Source organism: Pseudomonas gozinkensis (assembly GCF_014863585.1).
GTDB classification, from domain to species: Bacteria; Pseudomonadota; Gammaproteobacteria; order Pseudomonadales; family Pseudomonadaceae; genus Aquipseudomonas; species Aquipseudomonas gozinkensis.
The window spans coordinates 5,466,171-5,481,164 of sequence record NZ_CP062253.1 but is presented as its reverse complement, the minus strand read 5'-3'; the positions used below and the strand labels follow the sequence as shown (position 1 = coordinate 5,481,164).

Sequence of the window (14,994 nt, the reverse complement as noted above, 5' to 3'; positions counted from 1 at the left end):
ATTAAATCAACCCACGCTGAACGAGTACCCGATGCGCCGACAGGGGATCTTCGGCCAGGAACAGATCAGCGAGTTCGCAGGTTTTTACGGACAACTCGGCGTGGTGGATGCACACCGTTGGTCCGGCAATCAGTTTTGGGCAGCTGACGCCATTCAAAAGTTTCGGCAGCTGCGCAAGGTTCAGGGCTTTGCTGGAATACAGCAGTACGCCACGGGCTTGCAGGGTATCGGTTGCCAAACCCAGCTCACCGGGCGGCAGAGGCCAGTCGAACACGTGTACCGGGCAATCGGCGCTGCTGATCAGCCAGGCGCAGAGCCACAGATGCGGTTCCAGCGGCAGATCCGATTGATTGACCAGCAGCAGCGGCGCGGTGCGCAACTGACGATTGTTATGGTAGATGCGTGCGCCGAATTTGCTGCGTAACCAGGCATAAAAGAACACGCGCTCCATCTGCGCACCGAACTGGCCCTGCCAGCGTTGTTCGAGATCCGTCAGCAGCGGCAGCAGCAATTGCTCGCACAGCGTGCGCGGCGGATACAGCGCCATCGCCTGGTTGATGCTGTCGTCGAGGCTGCGTTCATTGAGTTGCGTGACCGCCATCAAAGCAGCCTGGCGCAGCGCAAACCATTCGTTCTCCACCGGTTCGTTGACGGCCTGCGCCGTGTCGAGCAACGGTTTGACCTGGCTGACCGCAACGCCGCGGTTGAGCCAGGTGAGGATGTGCTGGATACGTTGCACATGCTCGGCGTTGTACAGGCGATGGCCCTTGGGTGTGCGCTGCGGGACGATCAGCCCGTAGCGTCGCTCCCAGGCGCGTAGCGTTACGGCATTGACGCCGGTTTGCCGCGCGACTTCACGGATCGGCAGCCAACCTTCGTCGAGGGCTTTCTTGAAGTCGGCGCCCAGGTCTTCACGGGCGCTGGTGTCGGGTGAGTCGTTCATCAAATGGCGTTTCGCAGGCTGAGGTTTTCCGGATGCGGCTGCAAGTACACCTGCTGCGCAATGTAGGGATCCGGGTGGAGGCGAAAGTGGTGCTTGAGCAGCGTCAGCGGGACCACCAGCGGCACGATGCCGTGACGGTACTGGCCGATGATGTGCTGCACTTCCTGTTTGTCTTCGGGGGTGATGACCTGTTTCAGGTAACCACTGATGTGCTGCAGGACATTGCTGTGGGTGCGGCGGGTGGCGCATTTTTTCAGCGCCGCCATCAATTCGCTGAAATAGCGCGGGCCCAGCTCGACCGGGTCGGTCTGGCCCATGTTGCCCAGCAGATTGCCCAGCGCCTTGTATTGCACCGGGTTGTGGGCCATCAGCAGATATTTGTAGCGGGAGTGGAATTCGGTGAGCACCCGACGGCTCAGGCCGTGCTTGAGCACTTGTTGCCATTCGCTGTAGGCGAGTACACGGGTGATGAAATTTTCCCGCAGTACGGGATCGTTCAGGCGGCCCGCTTCTTCCACCGGCAGATCCGGATGCCGTGCGCAGAATGCTTCGGCGTAGATGCCACGTCCGCCACCATTCACCGGTGCGCCGTTGGCGTGATAGACCTTGACCCGCTCCAGACCGCACGACGGCGACTGCTGCATGAAGATGTAGCCGCAGATATCGTTGAGTTCTGCAGCCATTTTTTCGCCGTAGGCGGCCAGTGGATCAGTGACATTGATCGATGGGTTGACGGTGCCGACCGCCTCAGGCTTGTTCGGGTCACCCACCAGACGGATCGGTTCACGAGGAATCCCCAGACCGATCGCTACTTCGGGACACACCGGAACGAATTCGAAATGCTCCGCCAGGGTACGACTGCACAGCCGCGATTCCTTGTGGCCACCGTTGTAGCGCACCTCGGCGCCCATCAGGCAGGCGCTGATGGCGATTTTGGGCAGGGACGTCGATAAGTCGGACATGCAGCAACCTCGAATCTGAACCTGTACAGACGAATAGGTCTGTACAACATTCTTTCAGCATAGATTCAAAGATGTACAAGTCAAATTGTTTGTACAAGTTTTTGAGGTTTTCAGCGCCAGCCCATTTTCCAGCGTGAATCATCTTGCAGGGTTTGCCAGTCGCATTGCTCGGTACGCCGGGTCAGCACTGCCTGCAACTCGATTTCCAGCACCGTACCGTCCTCGTCGCGGAACAGTTCGGTCACCAGAAAGTGCTTCTCACGGTTTTGCGGATGGGCTGCTGTCCACTTCGACAGCAGCAATTTGCGCGGATTGATTCGGTTCACTGAAGGTGCTCATGCAGGCGGCGTGCAGCTTCCTGGCCACTGAGCCATGCCCCTTCGACCCGGCCTGACAGGCACCAGTCGCCACAGGCGTACAGGCCCAGATCGGCGTCGGCCAGAGTGCCCCATTCATGACTGCTGGCCGGGCGGGCATAGAGCCAGCGGTGGGCGAGACTGAAGGTCGGGGCAGGCATGGCGCTGTGCAGCAATTCGGCGAAGGCGCCGTGCAATTGTTCGATCACCGCTTCCTTGGGCAGATCAATGTGTTGCCGGCTCCAGGCGCTGGTGGCGTGCAGGACCCAGGTATCACACGTGGTGTCGCGTCCCGGTTTGCTGCGGTTGCGGGCCAGCCAGTCGAGGGGGCTGTCCTGGACGAAGCAGCCTTCGATCGGCGTATCCAGCGGTGTGTCGAAGGCGAGGGCGACGGCCCAGGTCGGGTCCATTTTGACTCCGGCGGCGGCGCCGGCGAGTTTCGGTGCGGCTGCCAGCAGGGCGGTGGCCTGAGGCGCCGGCGTGGCGATCACGACGTGGCTGAACGGCCCGTGGGTGAAGCCCTCGGCGTCCTGCAGGTGCCAGTGTTCTTCGCCGCGATAGACCTCGGTGATCCGACAGGCGAAATGCACTTCAAGTCCGTCGAGCAGCCCCCGAGTGATGGCGCTCATGCGCGGCGTACCGACCCAGCGGGTCTGTTCGTCCGGCGACAGGTTCAGTTGCCCGCCATGATAGGTGTAGAGCTGCGGCGCCCATTCGGCGACCCAGCCTTTGCTTTGCCAACGCTGGACTTCGGTGACGAAGCGCCGGTCACGGGCGGTGAAGTATTGCGCGCCCATGTCCAGCGAGCCTGCGTCGCTGCGCTTGCTCGACATGCGCCCGCCGCTGCCGCGGCTTTTATCGAACAGCTGAACGGTATGCCCGGCATCCGTCAGGGCCTGGGCGGCGGAGAGTCCGGCGATGCCGGTGCCAATGATTGCGATAGGTACAGTCATAGGGGCCTCGTTTACCTTTCTGTACAGACTACGCCGTGGATGAAACCTGTACAATTTTGTTTTTTGGTATAACTTCCAGCGTTCTCGTTCTGACAGCTTGGCCTATGGTTAAACAATAGAGCCTGCCCGATAGAAAAGATCCCTGTTTATAAAAATAGACTAGTGATCGAGGTAAAACGCCACGCGAGGAAGATGTCATGCACATATTGCTGACCGGCGGTACTGGATTGATCGGACGTCAGCTTTGCCGGCTCTGGTCCGGGCAAGGTCATCGCCTGACCGTCTGGAGTCGTCGTCCGGAGAAAGTCGCAAAAATCTGTGGCGCCCAGATGCGTGGCATTGCGCGTCTGGAGGACCTTGGCGACGAACCGGTCGACGTGATCGTCAACCTCGCCGGCGCGCCGATCGCCGACCGGCCGTGGACTCATCGGCGCAAGGCATTGTTGTGGAGCAGCCGGATCACGCTGACCGAGTCGTTGCTGGCGTGGCTGGAGAAACGCGGGCAGAAACCGTCGCTGCTGATCTCGGGCTCGGCCGTGGGTTGGTACGGTGACGGCGGCGAGCGCGAGTTGACCGAAGACTCGCCGCCGGTGATCGACGATTTCGCCAGCCAGTTGTGCATCGCCTGGGAGGAAACCGCGCAACGCGCCGAAGCGATGGATATTCGCGTGGTGCTGGTGCGCACAGGCCTGGTGCTGTCGGCCGAGGGCGGCTTTTTGTCGCGCCTGCTGCTGCCGTTCAAGCTCGGGCTGGGCGGGCCTTTGGGCAACGGTCGGCAGTGGATGCCGTGGATTCATATCGATGACCAAATTGCCCTGATTGATTTTCTTCTGCACCGCAATCAGGCGAGCGGTCCTTATAATGCGTGCGCGCCGAAACCTGTGCGCAATCGCGAATTCGCCAAGACGCTGGGCAGCGTGCTGCACCGCCCGGCGTTCATGCCGATGCCGGCCCTGGCGTTGAAGGTCGGGCTCGGCGAGATGTCATTGCTGTTGCTGGGTGGCCAACGGGCCACGCCGAAACGCTTGCTGGAAGCGGGATTCACTTTCCGGTTCACGGATTTACGCGCGGCCCTGGACGATCTTTCCAGCCGCCTCTGAAATAGGACGTTGCATGACCGATCACGCCTTGCTTCTGGTCAACCTGGGTTCGCCGGCCTCCACTTCGGTGGCCGACGTGCGCAGCTACCTCAATCAATTCCTGATGGACCCGTACGTGATCGACCTGCCGTGGCCGGTGCGGCGTCTGCTGGTGTCGCTGATCCTGATCAAGCGACCCGAGCAGTCGGCCCATGCCTATGCCTCGATCTGGTGGGACGAGGGTTCGCCGCTGGTGGTGCTCAGTCGTCGCCTGCAACAGCAGATGAAGGCGCAGTGGACTCACGGCCCGGTTGAGCTGGCCATGCGTTACGGCGAGCCGTCGATCGAGACAAGTCTGTTGAAGCTGGTCGCGGCGGGGCATAAACGCATCACCCTCGCGCCGCTTTATCCACAGTTCGCCGACAGCACCACGACCACGGTGATTCAGGAAGCCAGAAGGGTCGTGCGCGAGAAGAAACTTGATGTGCAGCTATCAATCCTGCAGCCGTTCTACGATCAGCCGGAATACCTTGACGCTCTGGTGGCGAGCGCCAGACCGCATTTGCAGCAGGATTATGATCACTTGCTGCTGAGCTTCCATGGCCTGCCGGAGCGGCACCTGACCAAACTCGATCCGACCGGCAATCATTGCTTCAAGAATGCCGATTGCTGCAAGAATGCTTCGCCCGCAGTGTTGGCCACCTGTTATCGCGCGCAATGCCTGCGCACGGCGGCATTGTTCGCTGAGCGCATGGGGCTGCCGGACGGCAAGTGGTCGGTGTCGTTTCAGTCGCGGCTGGGTCGGGCGAAGTGGATCGAGCCCTACACCGAAGCGCGGCTGGATGAACTGGCCAAGAGCGGCGTGAAGAAGATTCTGGTGATGTGCCCGGCGTTCGTTGCCGATTGCATCGAGACCCTGGAAGAGATCGGCGATCGCGGCAAGGAGCAGTTCCGCGAGGCGGGGGGAGAGGAGCTGGTGCTGGTGCCGTGCCTGAACGATGACCCGCAATGGGCGAAGGCGTTGGCAACGTTGTGTGAACGGGCGCCACTGGCCCTTTGATGATCGTCGATGATTGATCGTTCCCACGCTCTGCGTGGGAATGCCTCTGGGGACGCTCCGCGTCCAGTGAGGCGGAGCGTCACTGGCTGCATTCCCACGCGGAGCGTGGGAACGATCATGACGATGAGCGTGGGAACGATCCGTCGTTAGATCAGCGGCTCATCCGCCTTCTTGTGTTTCCAGCTGTCGTTGCCCGGCAGGATCAGGTTCAGCGCAATCGCCACCACCGCGCACAGCGCGATGCCTTTGAGGCCGAAGTCATCCGGACCTGTGCCGGTGCCGACCAGCACACCGCCGATGCCGAAGACCAGGGTCACCGAAACGATCACCAGATTGCGCGCCTCGCCCAGGTCGATCTTGTGGCGGATCAGGGTGTTCATCCCCACCGCTGCGATCGAACCGAACAACAGGCACAGAATCCCGCCCATCACCGGCACCGGAATGCTTTGCAGCAGGGCGCCGAACTTGCCGATGAACGCCAGGGTGATGGCGAAGATCGCCGCCCAGGTCATGATTTTCGGGTTGTAGTTCTTGGTCAGCATCACCGCGCCAGTCACTTCCGCGTAGGTCGTGTTGGGCGGGCCGCCGAACAGGCCGGCTGCCGTGGTGGCGATACCGTCACCGAGCAGAGTGCGATGCAGGCCCGGCTTCTTCAGGTAGTCGCGACCGGTCACGCTGCCGACGGCAATCACGCCGCCGATGTGTTCGATGGCCGGGGCCAGCGCCACCGGGACGATGAACAGGATCGCCTGCCAATTGAACTCCGGCGCGGTGAAATGAGGAAGTGCAAACCATGGGGCCGCCGCAATCTTCGCGGTGTCGACGACACCGAAATAGAAGGACATGGCGAAACCCACCAGCACGCCGGAAATGATCGGCACCAGACGGAAGATGCCTTTGCCGAACACCGCCACGATCAACGTGGTCAGCAGCGCCGGCATCGAGATCATCATGGCGGTCTGGTAATGGATCAGCTCCGAACCGTCACCGGCCTTGCCCATCGCCATGTTCGCGGCAATCGGCGCCATGGCCAGGCCGATGGAGATGATCACCGGACCGATCACCACCGGCGGCAGCAGACGGTCAATGAACCCGGTGCCTTTGATCTTCACGGCAAGGCCCAGGAAGGTGTAGACGAAACCGGCCGCCATCACGCCGCCCATGGTCGCGGCGAGGCCGAACTGACCCTTGGCGAGAATGATCGGAGTGATGAAGGCAAAGCTCGACGCCAGGAACACCGGCACCTGACGCCCGGTGACGATCTGGAACAGAATCGTCCCCAGACCCGCGGTAAACAGTGCCACGTTCGGGTCCAGGCCCGTGATCAGCGGCATCAGCACCAGGGCGCCGAAAGCCACGAACAGCATCTGTGCGCCGGACAGCACCGTGCGCCAGAGCGGATCGTTGAACTCTTGCTGCATGGTTACGCGTCCTTCTGCTTGGTGCCGAAGATCTTGTCACCGGCATCGCCAAGCCCAGGAATGATGTAACCGTGCTCGTTGAGTTTCTGATCGATGGACGCGGTGTAGATGATCACGTCCGGGTGAGCTTTCTCGACAGCGGCAATGCCTTCCGGCGCGGCCACCAGCACCATCGCGCGGATGTCCTTGCAGCCGGCCTTCTTCAGCAGGTCGATGGTCGCAACCATGGAGCTGCCGGTAGCGAGCATCGGGTCGATGATCATCGCCAGGCGTTCGTCGATTTCCGGAACCAGTTTTTCCAGATAGGTGTGGGCCTGCAGGGTTTCTTCGTTACGGGCAACGCCGACGGCGCTGACCTTGGCGCCCGGGATCAGGCTCAGCACGCCTTCGAGCATGCCGATACCGGCACGCAGGATCGGCACGACGGTAATCTTCTTGCCGGCGATTTTCTCGACCGACACGGTGCCGCACCAACCTTCGATGTCGTAGGTTTCCAGCGGCAGGTCTTTGGTAGCTTCATAGGTCAACAGCGCACCGACTTCCTGAGCGAGCTCGCGGAAATTCTTGGTGCTGATGTCTGCACGGCGCATAAGGCCAAGTTTGTGACGGATCAGCGGATGGCGGATCTCTTGGATGGACATGGGGAAAGGCTCCGGCGGCGGGCAAAAAAACCGGCCTAGATTAATCTATCCGAGGGTGATGTCCTATAGGACATACAGTACGTTAGTCCACAAATGCTTGATTCGGCCGTGCGGGATGCGTACCTTTGCCCGCTTTTCCGAAACAGACCCCCCTTGGAGAGCGCCATGTCCGCTGATCTCGAGCATATCCGTCAAATCATGCGAGAGGCTGACTGCCTGTACACCGAAGCTGAAGTCGAGGCAGCCATTGCCCGCGTCGGTGCACAAATCAACGAACAACTGGCCGACAGCAATCCGGTGGTGTTCTGCGTGATGAACGGCGGTCTGATCTTCTCCGGCAAACTGCTGACCCATCTGCAGTTCCCGCTGGAAGCGTCCTACCTGCACGCCACCCGCTATCGCAACGAAACCAGCGGCGGCGACCTGTTCTGGAAAGCCAAGCCGGAAGTCTCGTTCATCGACCGCGACGTGCTGATCATCGACGACATCCTCGACGAAGGTCACACCCTGGGCGCGATCATCGACTTCTGCCGTCACGCCGGCGCGCGCAAAGTACACACCGCCGTGCTGATCGACAAGGATCACGACCGCAAGGCCCGTCCTGACCTGAAAGCCGACTTCGTCGGTCTGCCGTGCATCGACCGTTACATCTTCGGTTACGGCATGGACTACAAAGGCTACTGGCGCAACGCCAACGGGATCTTCGCCGTCAAAGGCATGTAATTCCGGGTAACCCCAAGCCCTGTGGGAGCGGGCTTGCCCGCGAAGGCGTCGTGTCAGTCACCGTCATTGGAATCTGACCCGACGCTATCGCGGGCAAGCCACGCTCCCACAGTTGTTTTTGTGTGTGCTGATCCATCCGCGATACCCATGCTAGAGTGCTCGGCCCCGCCCCCCGGAGCCTGTCATGAGCCTCTTGATCCGCAGCTGCGCCGCCCTGTTGCTGACCCTCAGCCTGCCCCTGGCCGCCGCCCCGATGCACAGCCAATTCCTGCCGCCGGACGACCTGACCCTGCGCGATGCCGAACCCGAGCAGCAGCAACTGTTGCAGGTCACCGATTATTCAGTGGTCGTGGGGGCCCAGCGTCAGTCCAATCAGCAGCCGATTCCGGTCACGTCGCCATTGATGATCCGCCTCAAGGGCAAGTCCCTGAACAAGGGCGCGACGATCAATCAGGTGCTGGTCAACTTCGATGGCGAAAGCAAAAGTCTGAAAAAACCGGTGTATGACGACAAGAGCAAGACCCTGACGCTGTTCTACCCGCTGGCCCAGTACCGGGTGGTGATCGATCTGTTGCGCAATGACACCGTGTATTGCCAGTTCCTGACCTACGCCAACGGCCACATCTGGGCCGATTTGCACACCGGCAGCACGCGCTCGCGTTGAGCCTTGTGCCTGCGCAGGGGTAAACTGCCCGCCCCGTGAAATGTCTGCGAGCTGGAGTCGGCAATGCGTAAAGATAAGAAGCAAGTGATTGGTGACGAGATCGGCGATGAGCAGATCAAGCTGTTCCTCGATTTTGAGCCGGTCGACGCCACCTCGCCGTCGCTGCACAAACTGGTCAAGGCTTACCGTGGCCTGCGCATCGACGATTTCGAGCGTTTCCTGACGTTCTTCGTTGCAGCCGGTTATGACGTGGACGGCAAGGACGAGCACGGCAAGACCTTCGTCGACCAGATCCGCGATCAGCGCAACGCCCCGGAATACATCGAGCTGATCGAGAAAGCACGCGGCTGATAGCACGAAGTTTTCCACAGGCATAAAAAAACGCCCCGCACTCACCGAGTGCGGGGCGTTTTTCATGGCGCCGAATCAGGCGTAGCTTTCGGTCTCGTTGCTGGCTTCAACCAGTTCCAGCGCGACGTTGTTTTGCGTGTTGATCTTGCGATACAGCGCAGCGTCGGTTTCCAGGACCTTTTCACGGGCCGGGAAGATTTCCGCCAGTTTGGCAGCCCACTCACCCTTGGCCTTGGCCGGGAAGCATTTCTCGATCAGTTCCAGCATGATCGAAACGGTCACCGAAGCGCCTGGCGAAGCGCCGAGCAGGGCGGCGAGGGAGCCGTCCTTCGCGGCGACCAGTTCGGTACCGAACTGCAGGATGCCGCCTTTTTTCGGGTCTTTCTTGATGATCTGCACCCGTTGGCCGGCCACTTCCAGGCGCCAGTCTTCGGCTTTCGCCTCCGGGTAGAAACGGCGCAGGGATTCCAGGCGCTGTTCCATCGACTGCATCACTTCGCTGACCAGGTACTTGGTCAGGTCCATGTTGTTTTTCGCCACAGCCAGCATCGGCCCGATGTTGCCGGCGCGAACCGACAGCGGCAGGTCCATGAAGGAGCCGTGCTTGAGGAACTTGGTGGTGAAACCGGCGTATGGCCCGAACAGCAGGGATTTCTTGCCGTCGACCACGCGGGTGTCCAGGTGCGGCACCGACATCGGTGGCGAACCCACGGCGGCCTGGCTGTAAACCTTGGCCTGGTGATGCTTGACCACTTCCGGGTTGTCGCAACGCAGCCACTGGCCGCTGATCGGGAAGCCGCCGAAGCCTTTGCTTTCTTCGATGCCCGAAGCTTGCAGCAGCGGCAGGGCCGCGCCACCGGCGCCGAGGAATACGAATTTGGCGTCGACTTCACGGCTGCTGCCGCTGTTGACGTCCTTGATGCTGACGGTCCAGCCGTTGGCGTTACGCTTGAGGCCGGTCACGCGCTTGCAGTACTTGACCTGGGCATCGGGTGCGCTGGTCAGGTGCTTGAGCAACTGATTGGTCAGGGCGCCGAAGTTGACGTCGGTGCCGTTGATCACGCGGGTGGCGGCGAGTACCTGGTCTTTCGGACGACCCGGCATCATCAGCGGCATCCACTCGGCCATCTTCGCCTTGTCTTCGGTGTATTCCATGTCGGCGAAGGCGTGGTGCTTGTGCAATACGTTGAAGCGTTCCTTGAGGAATGAAACGCCTTTTTCGCCTTCGACATAGCTCAGGTGTGGAACCGGGCTGATGAAGGATTTGCACGAGCCGAACGTGCCCTTTTTGGTCAGGTACGACCAGAATTGCTTCGACACCTCGAACTGGGTGTTGATGTGCACGGCTTTCTTGATGTCGACGGTGCCGTCGGCAGCCTGCGGCGTGTAGTTCAGCTCGCACAGGCCGGCGTGGCCGGTACCGGCGTTGTTCCATGGGTTGGAACTCTCCGCGGCACCGGAATCCATCAGCTCGACGACTTCCAGCTTGATCGCCGGGTCGAGTTCCTTGAGCAGTACTGCGAGGGTGGCACTCATGATGCCGGCCCCAACCAGAACTACGTCGACTGCTTCGTTATGCGCCATTTAACGCGTCTCCAAAATCTGCAGCACCAAATTGTCGGCATGGCTGCCAGGCGTTCAGGGCAGGTCAGTTAAGCCCCGGGTATCCTTGGTCAGGTTTGCCATGTCCGAATCTTCGCAATTTTTCGCAACTTCGACGGATGCGTGCGGCCTGGCTTCAAGAGTCCCATGAACTCATTTCGGCACGGGGCTGGCAATTCGACTTATGGTCGAGACATCCGTTTGTGCAACCAAATCCGTAGCGGACAGGCTTCAGGCTCCGGTATTCGAGGCGTTCCCGTTCCTGTGTCGTTGGGCTGTTTCAGACGCTAATGGTGCATGTTCAGACGCAAAACTATTCATTTGCTCGCCACACTCTTGTGAAGTTGTGAAAACCCGTTTTTTTCACGCTCTTTTGAAGACGTGAACCTCAAAAAGGGCTGTCCGGGGCTGGCACCGTGCCCGGAGGGGCAAACAACTCAGTGGCCGAGCGTCATGACAGCTCTGCAGATTCGCGAAAAGCGGGATTTGCCAGGGAAACAGCAAGCACGCCAGCTTCACTCGATCTGTGTGGGCGGCTCTCTGTGGGCGATTTGGATGCCAATGCAAGCGCATTGACGCTGTTGCGGGGCCCGATCAGGAGACGTCCTTATAATCGGGGGGAGATTGTATCGAAGAAATGCGGGGAGTTGGTCGAGTTTAATGACTTTTATTAGGCATCCGGTCAGATGCTCAACATCGCCTGGGCACGTGCGCGTGGGCGCTGCTGTTCGACCCGGGCGCTGGCGGGCAGCGGCTGGTGCAGCCAGTTGAGACGGATTTCCTCGATTTCCACCCAGCCGTCACCCATCGGTTGCAGGCTGCATTGCTTGAAGGCCTGGCAATGGCCGTTGCGGTCGAGCAGGGCGAAGCTGCGGTGCAGCGGGCGTGGGGCGAACAACGAGATCAGATAGCGCATGGCAGTGCTCCTTCTGGGGATCTGTGAGCAAGATTGTCAAAAGGCCGTGACGCGAACGTGTATGGGGGGTGAAGAATGTGTGACAGGAACCGCTGGCGGCGGGTTTTGTCAGAGATTTCAGTGCTGGTGACCCACAGTGGCCCACCGCTATACTGCCGGCCTGTCTGTGCCTGATTCTGGAGAGAAGAGCATGTTGCAACGCCTGTTGTTCGGTTTGATCACTGTGACCAGTTTGACCCTGGTTGGCTGCGCCCACAGCCCGCAACAACTGAGCCCGGAACCGAAGCTGACCACTCAGCTGGCACCGGTCGGCCATGGCCAGCCTGTCGTGGTCCGCGTGGTCGACGGTCGTCCGTCACCAACCCTCGGCACCCGTGGCGGCCTGTACCCGGAAACCAGCGCCATCACCGTGCAGCGCGAGCAGATCCTGCCGAAGTTGCAGGCTCAGGCTGAAGCGGCCGTGCGTCTGTTGGGCTTCACCCCGTCCAATGGCGCGATGAATGCTCCACAACTGACCGTGACCCTGACTGAACTGAAATACCAGTCGCCGAAAGAAGGTATGTACGTCACCGAAGCCACCATCGGCGCGACCTTCCGTTCCGACGTGCAGAGCGGCAACCGTCGCTACAGCGGTCGTTACGGTGCCTCGCTGGACCAGCGTTTCGGCATGGCGCCGAATCAGGAAACCAACACCAAACTGGTCAGCGACGTGCTGAGCGATGCGCTGACCCGCCTGTTCAAGGATCCGACCGTGGGTCAGATCCTCGCCGAGTAAGTATTCGGCTGATGTGAAAAAGCCCGGGGCCAGTGATGGCCCCGGGCTTTTTCGTTCAGGCGGCTTGTGAGTAGAAGTCGAGGACGCTGACGCCAGTCAGCAGGTCGGTCTCGGGCAAGTCCGCATGCTGATGCCCGCCGAGGGCGCAATACACCAGCCAGTGACGGTCCTGAACATTGAAGGCCAGGCTGCCGACGAGGGTCTGTTGTTCGTCGGACGGAGAGATGAGGTACAGGCGATCCTGGTTTTCAGCGTGAAGCATGTCGCGTTCCGTGTCGGTTTCGAGGCGCGCAGGGTGACTGAAACAAATGACGATGCCGTGACACAGGACAGCCATCGGTCGATTGACGGGTTATTTGTCGCAAAGGCTAGGGCAGTCGGGGAGGGTTTCGGTAGAATCCGCGCCGCGGTCGTCGGTCTGGCGTTCGCCATACCGGTCTAGATTGAGGTCTGTGATGTCGCTGCACTTGATGACGCTGTTTACCGCCCATCCCGCCAAACTGATCAACCTGCTGGCCCTGCTGTTGGCCTTCCCCGGCAGTTGGCTGCTGCACGCGACCCGCCGCCGTGAACAACGGGCGATGGCCAGTATCGCGGCCCAGCGTCAGCACCAGCCGGATCAGGAGCCGGTGCTCGATTGGGCGACCCTGCGCATGAACCGCTTCTTCTACCGCTTCGGTTTTGCCTGTCTGGGCCTGGCGTTGCTGGTGTCCTGGATCAGTACCCGCTTCTGAACGAAAAACGGCGCCCGAAGGCGCCGTTTTTGTATCTGGCCGACAGCGCTTACAGCGGCAGTCCAGCCTTGACCCGGTACTGATTGCGCACCGGCGTCGCATATTGCAGCACCAGATACGGACGGTGCTCCTCGGGGCAGGCGTCCAGACGGTTCTGCCATTCTTCCTGGGCCTTGGCCAGCTCCTCGGCACCGAACACCTCGGCAGCCTTGGGTACGTTCAGCTGCGGATCGGCATCCGCCCACTGCGCGTACGCCAGGTAATGCACCGGGAACAGGCGATAGCCGCCGAGAATCTGCTTGTCCATTTCGACCGCCAATTGCTTGGTGTCTTCGAACAATTCGGTGATCGGCGCGGCGAAGTTCACGTGCACCCGGCCCTTGTAGCCGGTGATGCCCTTGGCGATGCTCACGTCATCCTCGCCCGGCGCCTTGCTGTAGGTGCCGGTGGTGGCGCGGATGTACAGCTCGCGGGCCTTGGCCTGGTCGCACGGGTCGTATTCGTAGCTGATCGACACCGGGGTCAGGTTCAGCGACTGAATCACTTCGCCGAACGGCTCGTCCTTGCGGCTCATGTGGAACATCTTGAGGATCGCCGACTCGGTACGGTCGTCGCCGTCCTTGGCCCGGCCTTCGGCCTGGGCGATCCAGATCGAGGCGCAGTCGTTGCGGATCGAGTGGTTGATGTACGCCGACAGCAGTTGATAGGCGGCCATTTTCTCGCGGCGCCCGGTGATCGAGCGATGAACGATGAAGCTCTTGTTCAGACGCATCAGATCGCTGACGAACGGCTTTTGCAGCAGGTTGTCGCCAATCGCGATGCGCGGCGTCGGCAGGCCGGCGTGGTACACCGCGTAGTTGACGAAGGCAGGGTCCATCACGATGTCACGGTGATTGGCGATGAACAGATAGGCGCTGCCGGACTTGAATTGCTCGACGCCGGTGTAGGTCACGCCGTCGGTGGCGCGCTCGATGGTGTGGTCGACGTAGAACTCGACCTTGTCCTGCAAAGTGGCCACGGAGGTCACGTCGGCAAACTCACGACGCAGCCGATGGGCTATAAGTGGTTTGAGCATCCAGCCGAAGGCACCGGCAAAACGCGGGAAGCGGAAGTGGGTGAGGATATCTAGAAACGCCTTGTCGCCGAGCAGTCGCGCCAGTACCGCAGGTACTTCGCTGTCGTCGTAAGGTCGGATGGCATCGAATTCGCCCATCATGCTCTCTTGTTGGAAACGGCTAGGGTAAGTAAAGGTTTTGATCGAAAACCAACGGGGCACGGTCTGAAAAAGTAGCCAGACAAAAATAGCCCTGCAAATAGACCGGCGATTATACGCACAAGTCACCCGGGAGACCGCGATGCTGGAAAGCGCAGTATATGAATGTCCGTATTGTGGTGAAGAGGTCGAGACGACCGTGGATCTCTCCGCTGGCGACCAGACCTATATCGAAGACTGTCAGGTGTGCTGTCGGCCGATCACCTTTGTGTTGCAGGTCCATGGAGAGGACTGGTTTCTGGAAGTCTTCAGCGAAAACGAGTGAGGCGCGCCCATGCAGCGAATCTACGAGCCGGAAAACCTGATGGAAGGCGAGATGCTCAAGGGCATGCTCGCCAGCGAAGGCATCGAGGCGCATCTGGTGGGGCGCGATCTGCTGGGCGGCACGGGGGAATTGCCGATCTTTGGTCTGTTGGGACTGTCGGTCGATAACGACCAGGCCGAATACGCCCGCGAGCTGATCAGTGCGTACAATGCCGCGCTGCCGCTGCCCGGCGATGAACCGGACAGCTATCCCGGGACGCTGGTCTGTTAGGCTGGC

Annotated in this window: 19 protein-coding genes; 9 read left to right on the top strand and 10 right to left on the bottom strand. The window is 60.5% G+C overall.

Annotated features, from left to right (window positions below; genetic code table 11):
• Position 1: 1 nt before the first annotated feature.
• The 4 genes from IHQ43_RS24360 to IHQ43_RS24345 all read right to left on the bottom strand — a co-directional run bounded on the left by IHQ43_RS24360 (position 2) and on the right by IHQ43_RS24345 (position 3,214).
• Positions 2–943 (bottom strand): MerR family transcriptional regulator, encoded by a 942-nt coding sequence (locus IHQ43_RS24360; RefSeq protein WP_192562379.1) that lies wholly within the window; start codon positions 941–943, stop codon positions 2–4.
• On the bottom strand, positions 943–1,905 hold the full coding sequence (locus IHQ43_RS24355; RefSeq protein ID WP_192562378.1) for a YbgA family protein: 963 nt from the start codon (positions 1,903–1,905) through the stop codon (positions 943–945). Before IHQ43_RS24355 ends, IHQ43_RS24360 begins: the two co-directional genes overlap by 1 nt.
• A 110-nt stretch (positions 1,906–2,015) precedes the next feature.
• Positions 2,016–2,231, bottom strand: a complete 216-nt coding sequence (locus IHQ43_RS24350; protein WP_007951688.1) for a TIGR02450 family Trp-rich protein — start codon at positions 2,229–2,231, stop codon at positions 2,016–2,018.
• A complete protein-coding gene (locus tag IHQ43_RS24345) occupies positions 2,228–3,214 on the bottom strand; it encodes an NAD(P)/FAD-dependent oxidoreductase (protein ID WP_192562377.1) in 987 nt (328 codons plus the stop codon). Before IHQ43_RS24345 ends, IHQ43_RS24350 begins: the two co-directional genes overlap by 4 nt.
• A 197-nt stretch (positions 3,215–3,411) precedes the next feature.
• Here IHQ43_RS24345 and IHQ43_RS24340 point away from each other — a divergent pair, with 197 nt between their 5' ends.
• Together IHQ43_RS24340 and hemH are read left to right on the top strand one after the other, a co-directional pair.
• Positions 3,412–4,314, top strand: a complete 903-nt coding sequence (locus tag IHQ43_RS24340; protein WP_192562376.1) for a TIGR01777 family oxidoreductase — start codon at positions 3,412–3,414, stop codon at positions 4,312–4,314.
• 13 nt (positions 4,315–4,327) lie between these two features.
• A complete protein-coding gene (gene hemH, locus IHQ43_RS24335; RefSeq protein ID WP_192562375.1) occupies positions 4,328–5,353 on the top strand; it encodes a ferrochelatase in 1,026 nt (341 codons plus the stop codon).
• Between the two features lie 146 nt (positions 5,354–5,499).
• Here hemH and IHQ43_RS24330 read toward each other — a convergent pair whose 3' ends face one another.
• Positions 5,500–6,774, bottom strand: coding sequence for a uracil-xanthine permease family protein (locus tag IHQ43_RS24330; RefSeq protein ID WP_007951684.1), 1,275 nt, complete (start codon positions 6,772–6,774; stop codon positions 5,500–5,502).
• A 2-nt stretch (positions 6,775–6,776) separates the two neighbouring features.
• Positions 6,777–7,415: a uracil phosphoribosyltransferase gene (gene upp, locus IHQ43_RS24325; RefSeq protein ID WP_007951682.1), complete on the bottom strand. Its 639-nt coding sequence runs from the start codon at positions 7,413–7,415 to the stop codon at positions 6,777–6,779.
• A gap of 165 nt (positions 7,416–7,580) precedes the next feature.
• On the opposite strand from upp, the gene IHQ43_RS24320 reads away from it, so the two are divergent.
• From IHQ43_RS24320 to IHQ43_RS24310, 3 genes are all read left to right on the top strand, one after another.
• Positions 7,581–8,138, top strand: coding sequence for a hypoxanthine-guanine phosphoribosyltransferase (locus IHQ43_RS24320; RefSeq protein ID WP_007951681.1), 558 nt, complete (start codon positions 7,581–7,583; stop codon positions 8,136–8,138).
• A gap of 184 nt (positions 8,139–8,322) precedes the next feature.
• The gene (locus IHQ43_RS24315; RefSeq protein ID WP_007951680.1) at positions 8,323–8,802 is read left to right on the top strand and encodes a hypothetical protein; all 480 of its coding nucleotides are present in this window, start codon (positions 8,323–8,325) and stop codon (positions 8,800–8,802) included.
• Between the two features lie 63 nt (positions 8,803–8,865).
• The gene (locus IHQ43_RS24310) at positions 8,866–9,153 is read left to right on the top strand and encodes a PA4642 family protein (RefSeq protein ID WP_007951679.1); all 288 of its coding nucleotides are present in this window, start codon (positions 8,866–8,868) and stop codon (positions 9,151–9,153) included.
• A gap of 75 nt (positions 9,154–9,228) precedes the next feature.
• Here IHQ43_RS24310 and mqo read toward each other — a convergent pair whose 3' ends face one another.
• Both mqo and IHQ43_RS24300 read right to left on the bottom strand, forming a co-directional pair.
• Positions 9,229–10,737: a malate dehydrogenase (quinone) gene (gene mqo / locus IHQ43_RS24305; protein WP_192562374.1), complete on the bottom strand. Its 1,509-nt coding sequence runs from the start codon at positions 10,735–10,737 to the stop codon at positions 9,229–9,231.
• A 700-nt stretch (positions 10,738–11,437) separates the two neighbouring features.
• Positions 11,438–11,671 (bottom strand): hypothetical protein, encoded by a 234-nt coding sequence (locus IHQ43_RS24300; RefSeq protein ID WP_039766297.1) that lies wholly within the window; start codon positions 11,669–11,671, stop codon positions 11,438–11,440.
• Positions 11,672–11,861: 190 nt separating this feature from the next.
• Here IHQ43_RS24300 and IHQ43_RS24295 point away from each other — a divergent pair, with 190 nt between their 5' ends.
• Positions 11,862–12,446, top strand: coding sequence for a YajG family lipoprotein (locus tag IHQ43_RS24295; protein WP_096822774.1), 585 nt, complete (start codon positions 11,862–11,864; stop codon positions 12,444–12,446).
• Between the two features lie 55 nt (positions 12,447–12,501).
• Here the strand turns inward: IHQ43_RS24295 and IHQ43_RS24290 are convergent, their stop codons facing one another.
• Positions 12,502–12,708, bottom strand: coding sequence for a hypothetical protein (locus IHQ43_RS24290; protein ID WP_039766399.1), 207 nt, complete (start codon positions 12,706–12,708; stop codon positions 12,502–12,504).
• Positions 12,709–12,901: 193 nt separating this feature from the next.
• Here IHQ43_RS24290 and IHQ43_RS24285 point away from each other — a divergent pair, with 193 nt between their 5' ends.
• Positions 12,902–13,180 carry a hypothetical protein gene (locus IHQ43_RS24285; RefSeq protein WP_085745372.1) on the top strand — a complete coding sequence of 93 codons (279 nt, stop codon included), beginning with the start codon at positions 12,902–12,904 and terminating at the stop codon, positions 13,178–13,180.
• A gap of 49 nt (positions 13,181–13,229) precedes the next feature.
• Here the strand turns inward: IHQ43_RS24285 and IHQ43_RS24280 are convergent, their stop codons facing one another.
• Positions 13,230–14,393, bottom strand: coding sequence for a 1-acyl-sn-glycerol-3-phosphate acyltransferase (locus IHQ43_RS24280; RefSeq protein ID WP_170929378.1), 1,164 nt, complete (start codon positions 14,391–14,393; stop codon positions 13,230–13,232).
• A gap of 142 nt (positions 14,394–14,535) precedes the next feature.
• Between IHQ43_RS24280 and IHQ43_RS24275 the strand changes: the two genes are divergently transcribed.
• Positions 14,536–14,718 (top strand): CPXCG motif-containing cysteine-rich protein, encoded by a 183-nt coding sequence (locus tag IHQ43_RS24275; RefSeq protein WP_011335896.1) that lies wholly within the window; start codon positions 14,536–14,538, stop codon positions 14,716–14,718.
• A gap of 9 nt (positions 14,719–14,727) precedes the next feature.
• Positions 14,728–14,988, top strand: coding sequence for a putative signal transducing protein (locus IHQ43_RS24270; RefSeq protein WP_011335895.1), 261 nt, complete (start codon positions 14,728–14,730; stop codon positions 14,986–14,988).
• Positions 14,989–14,994: the final 6 nt, after the last annotated feature.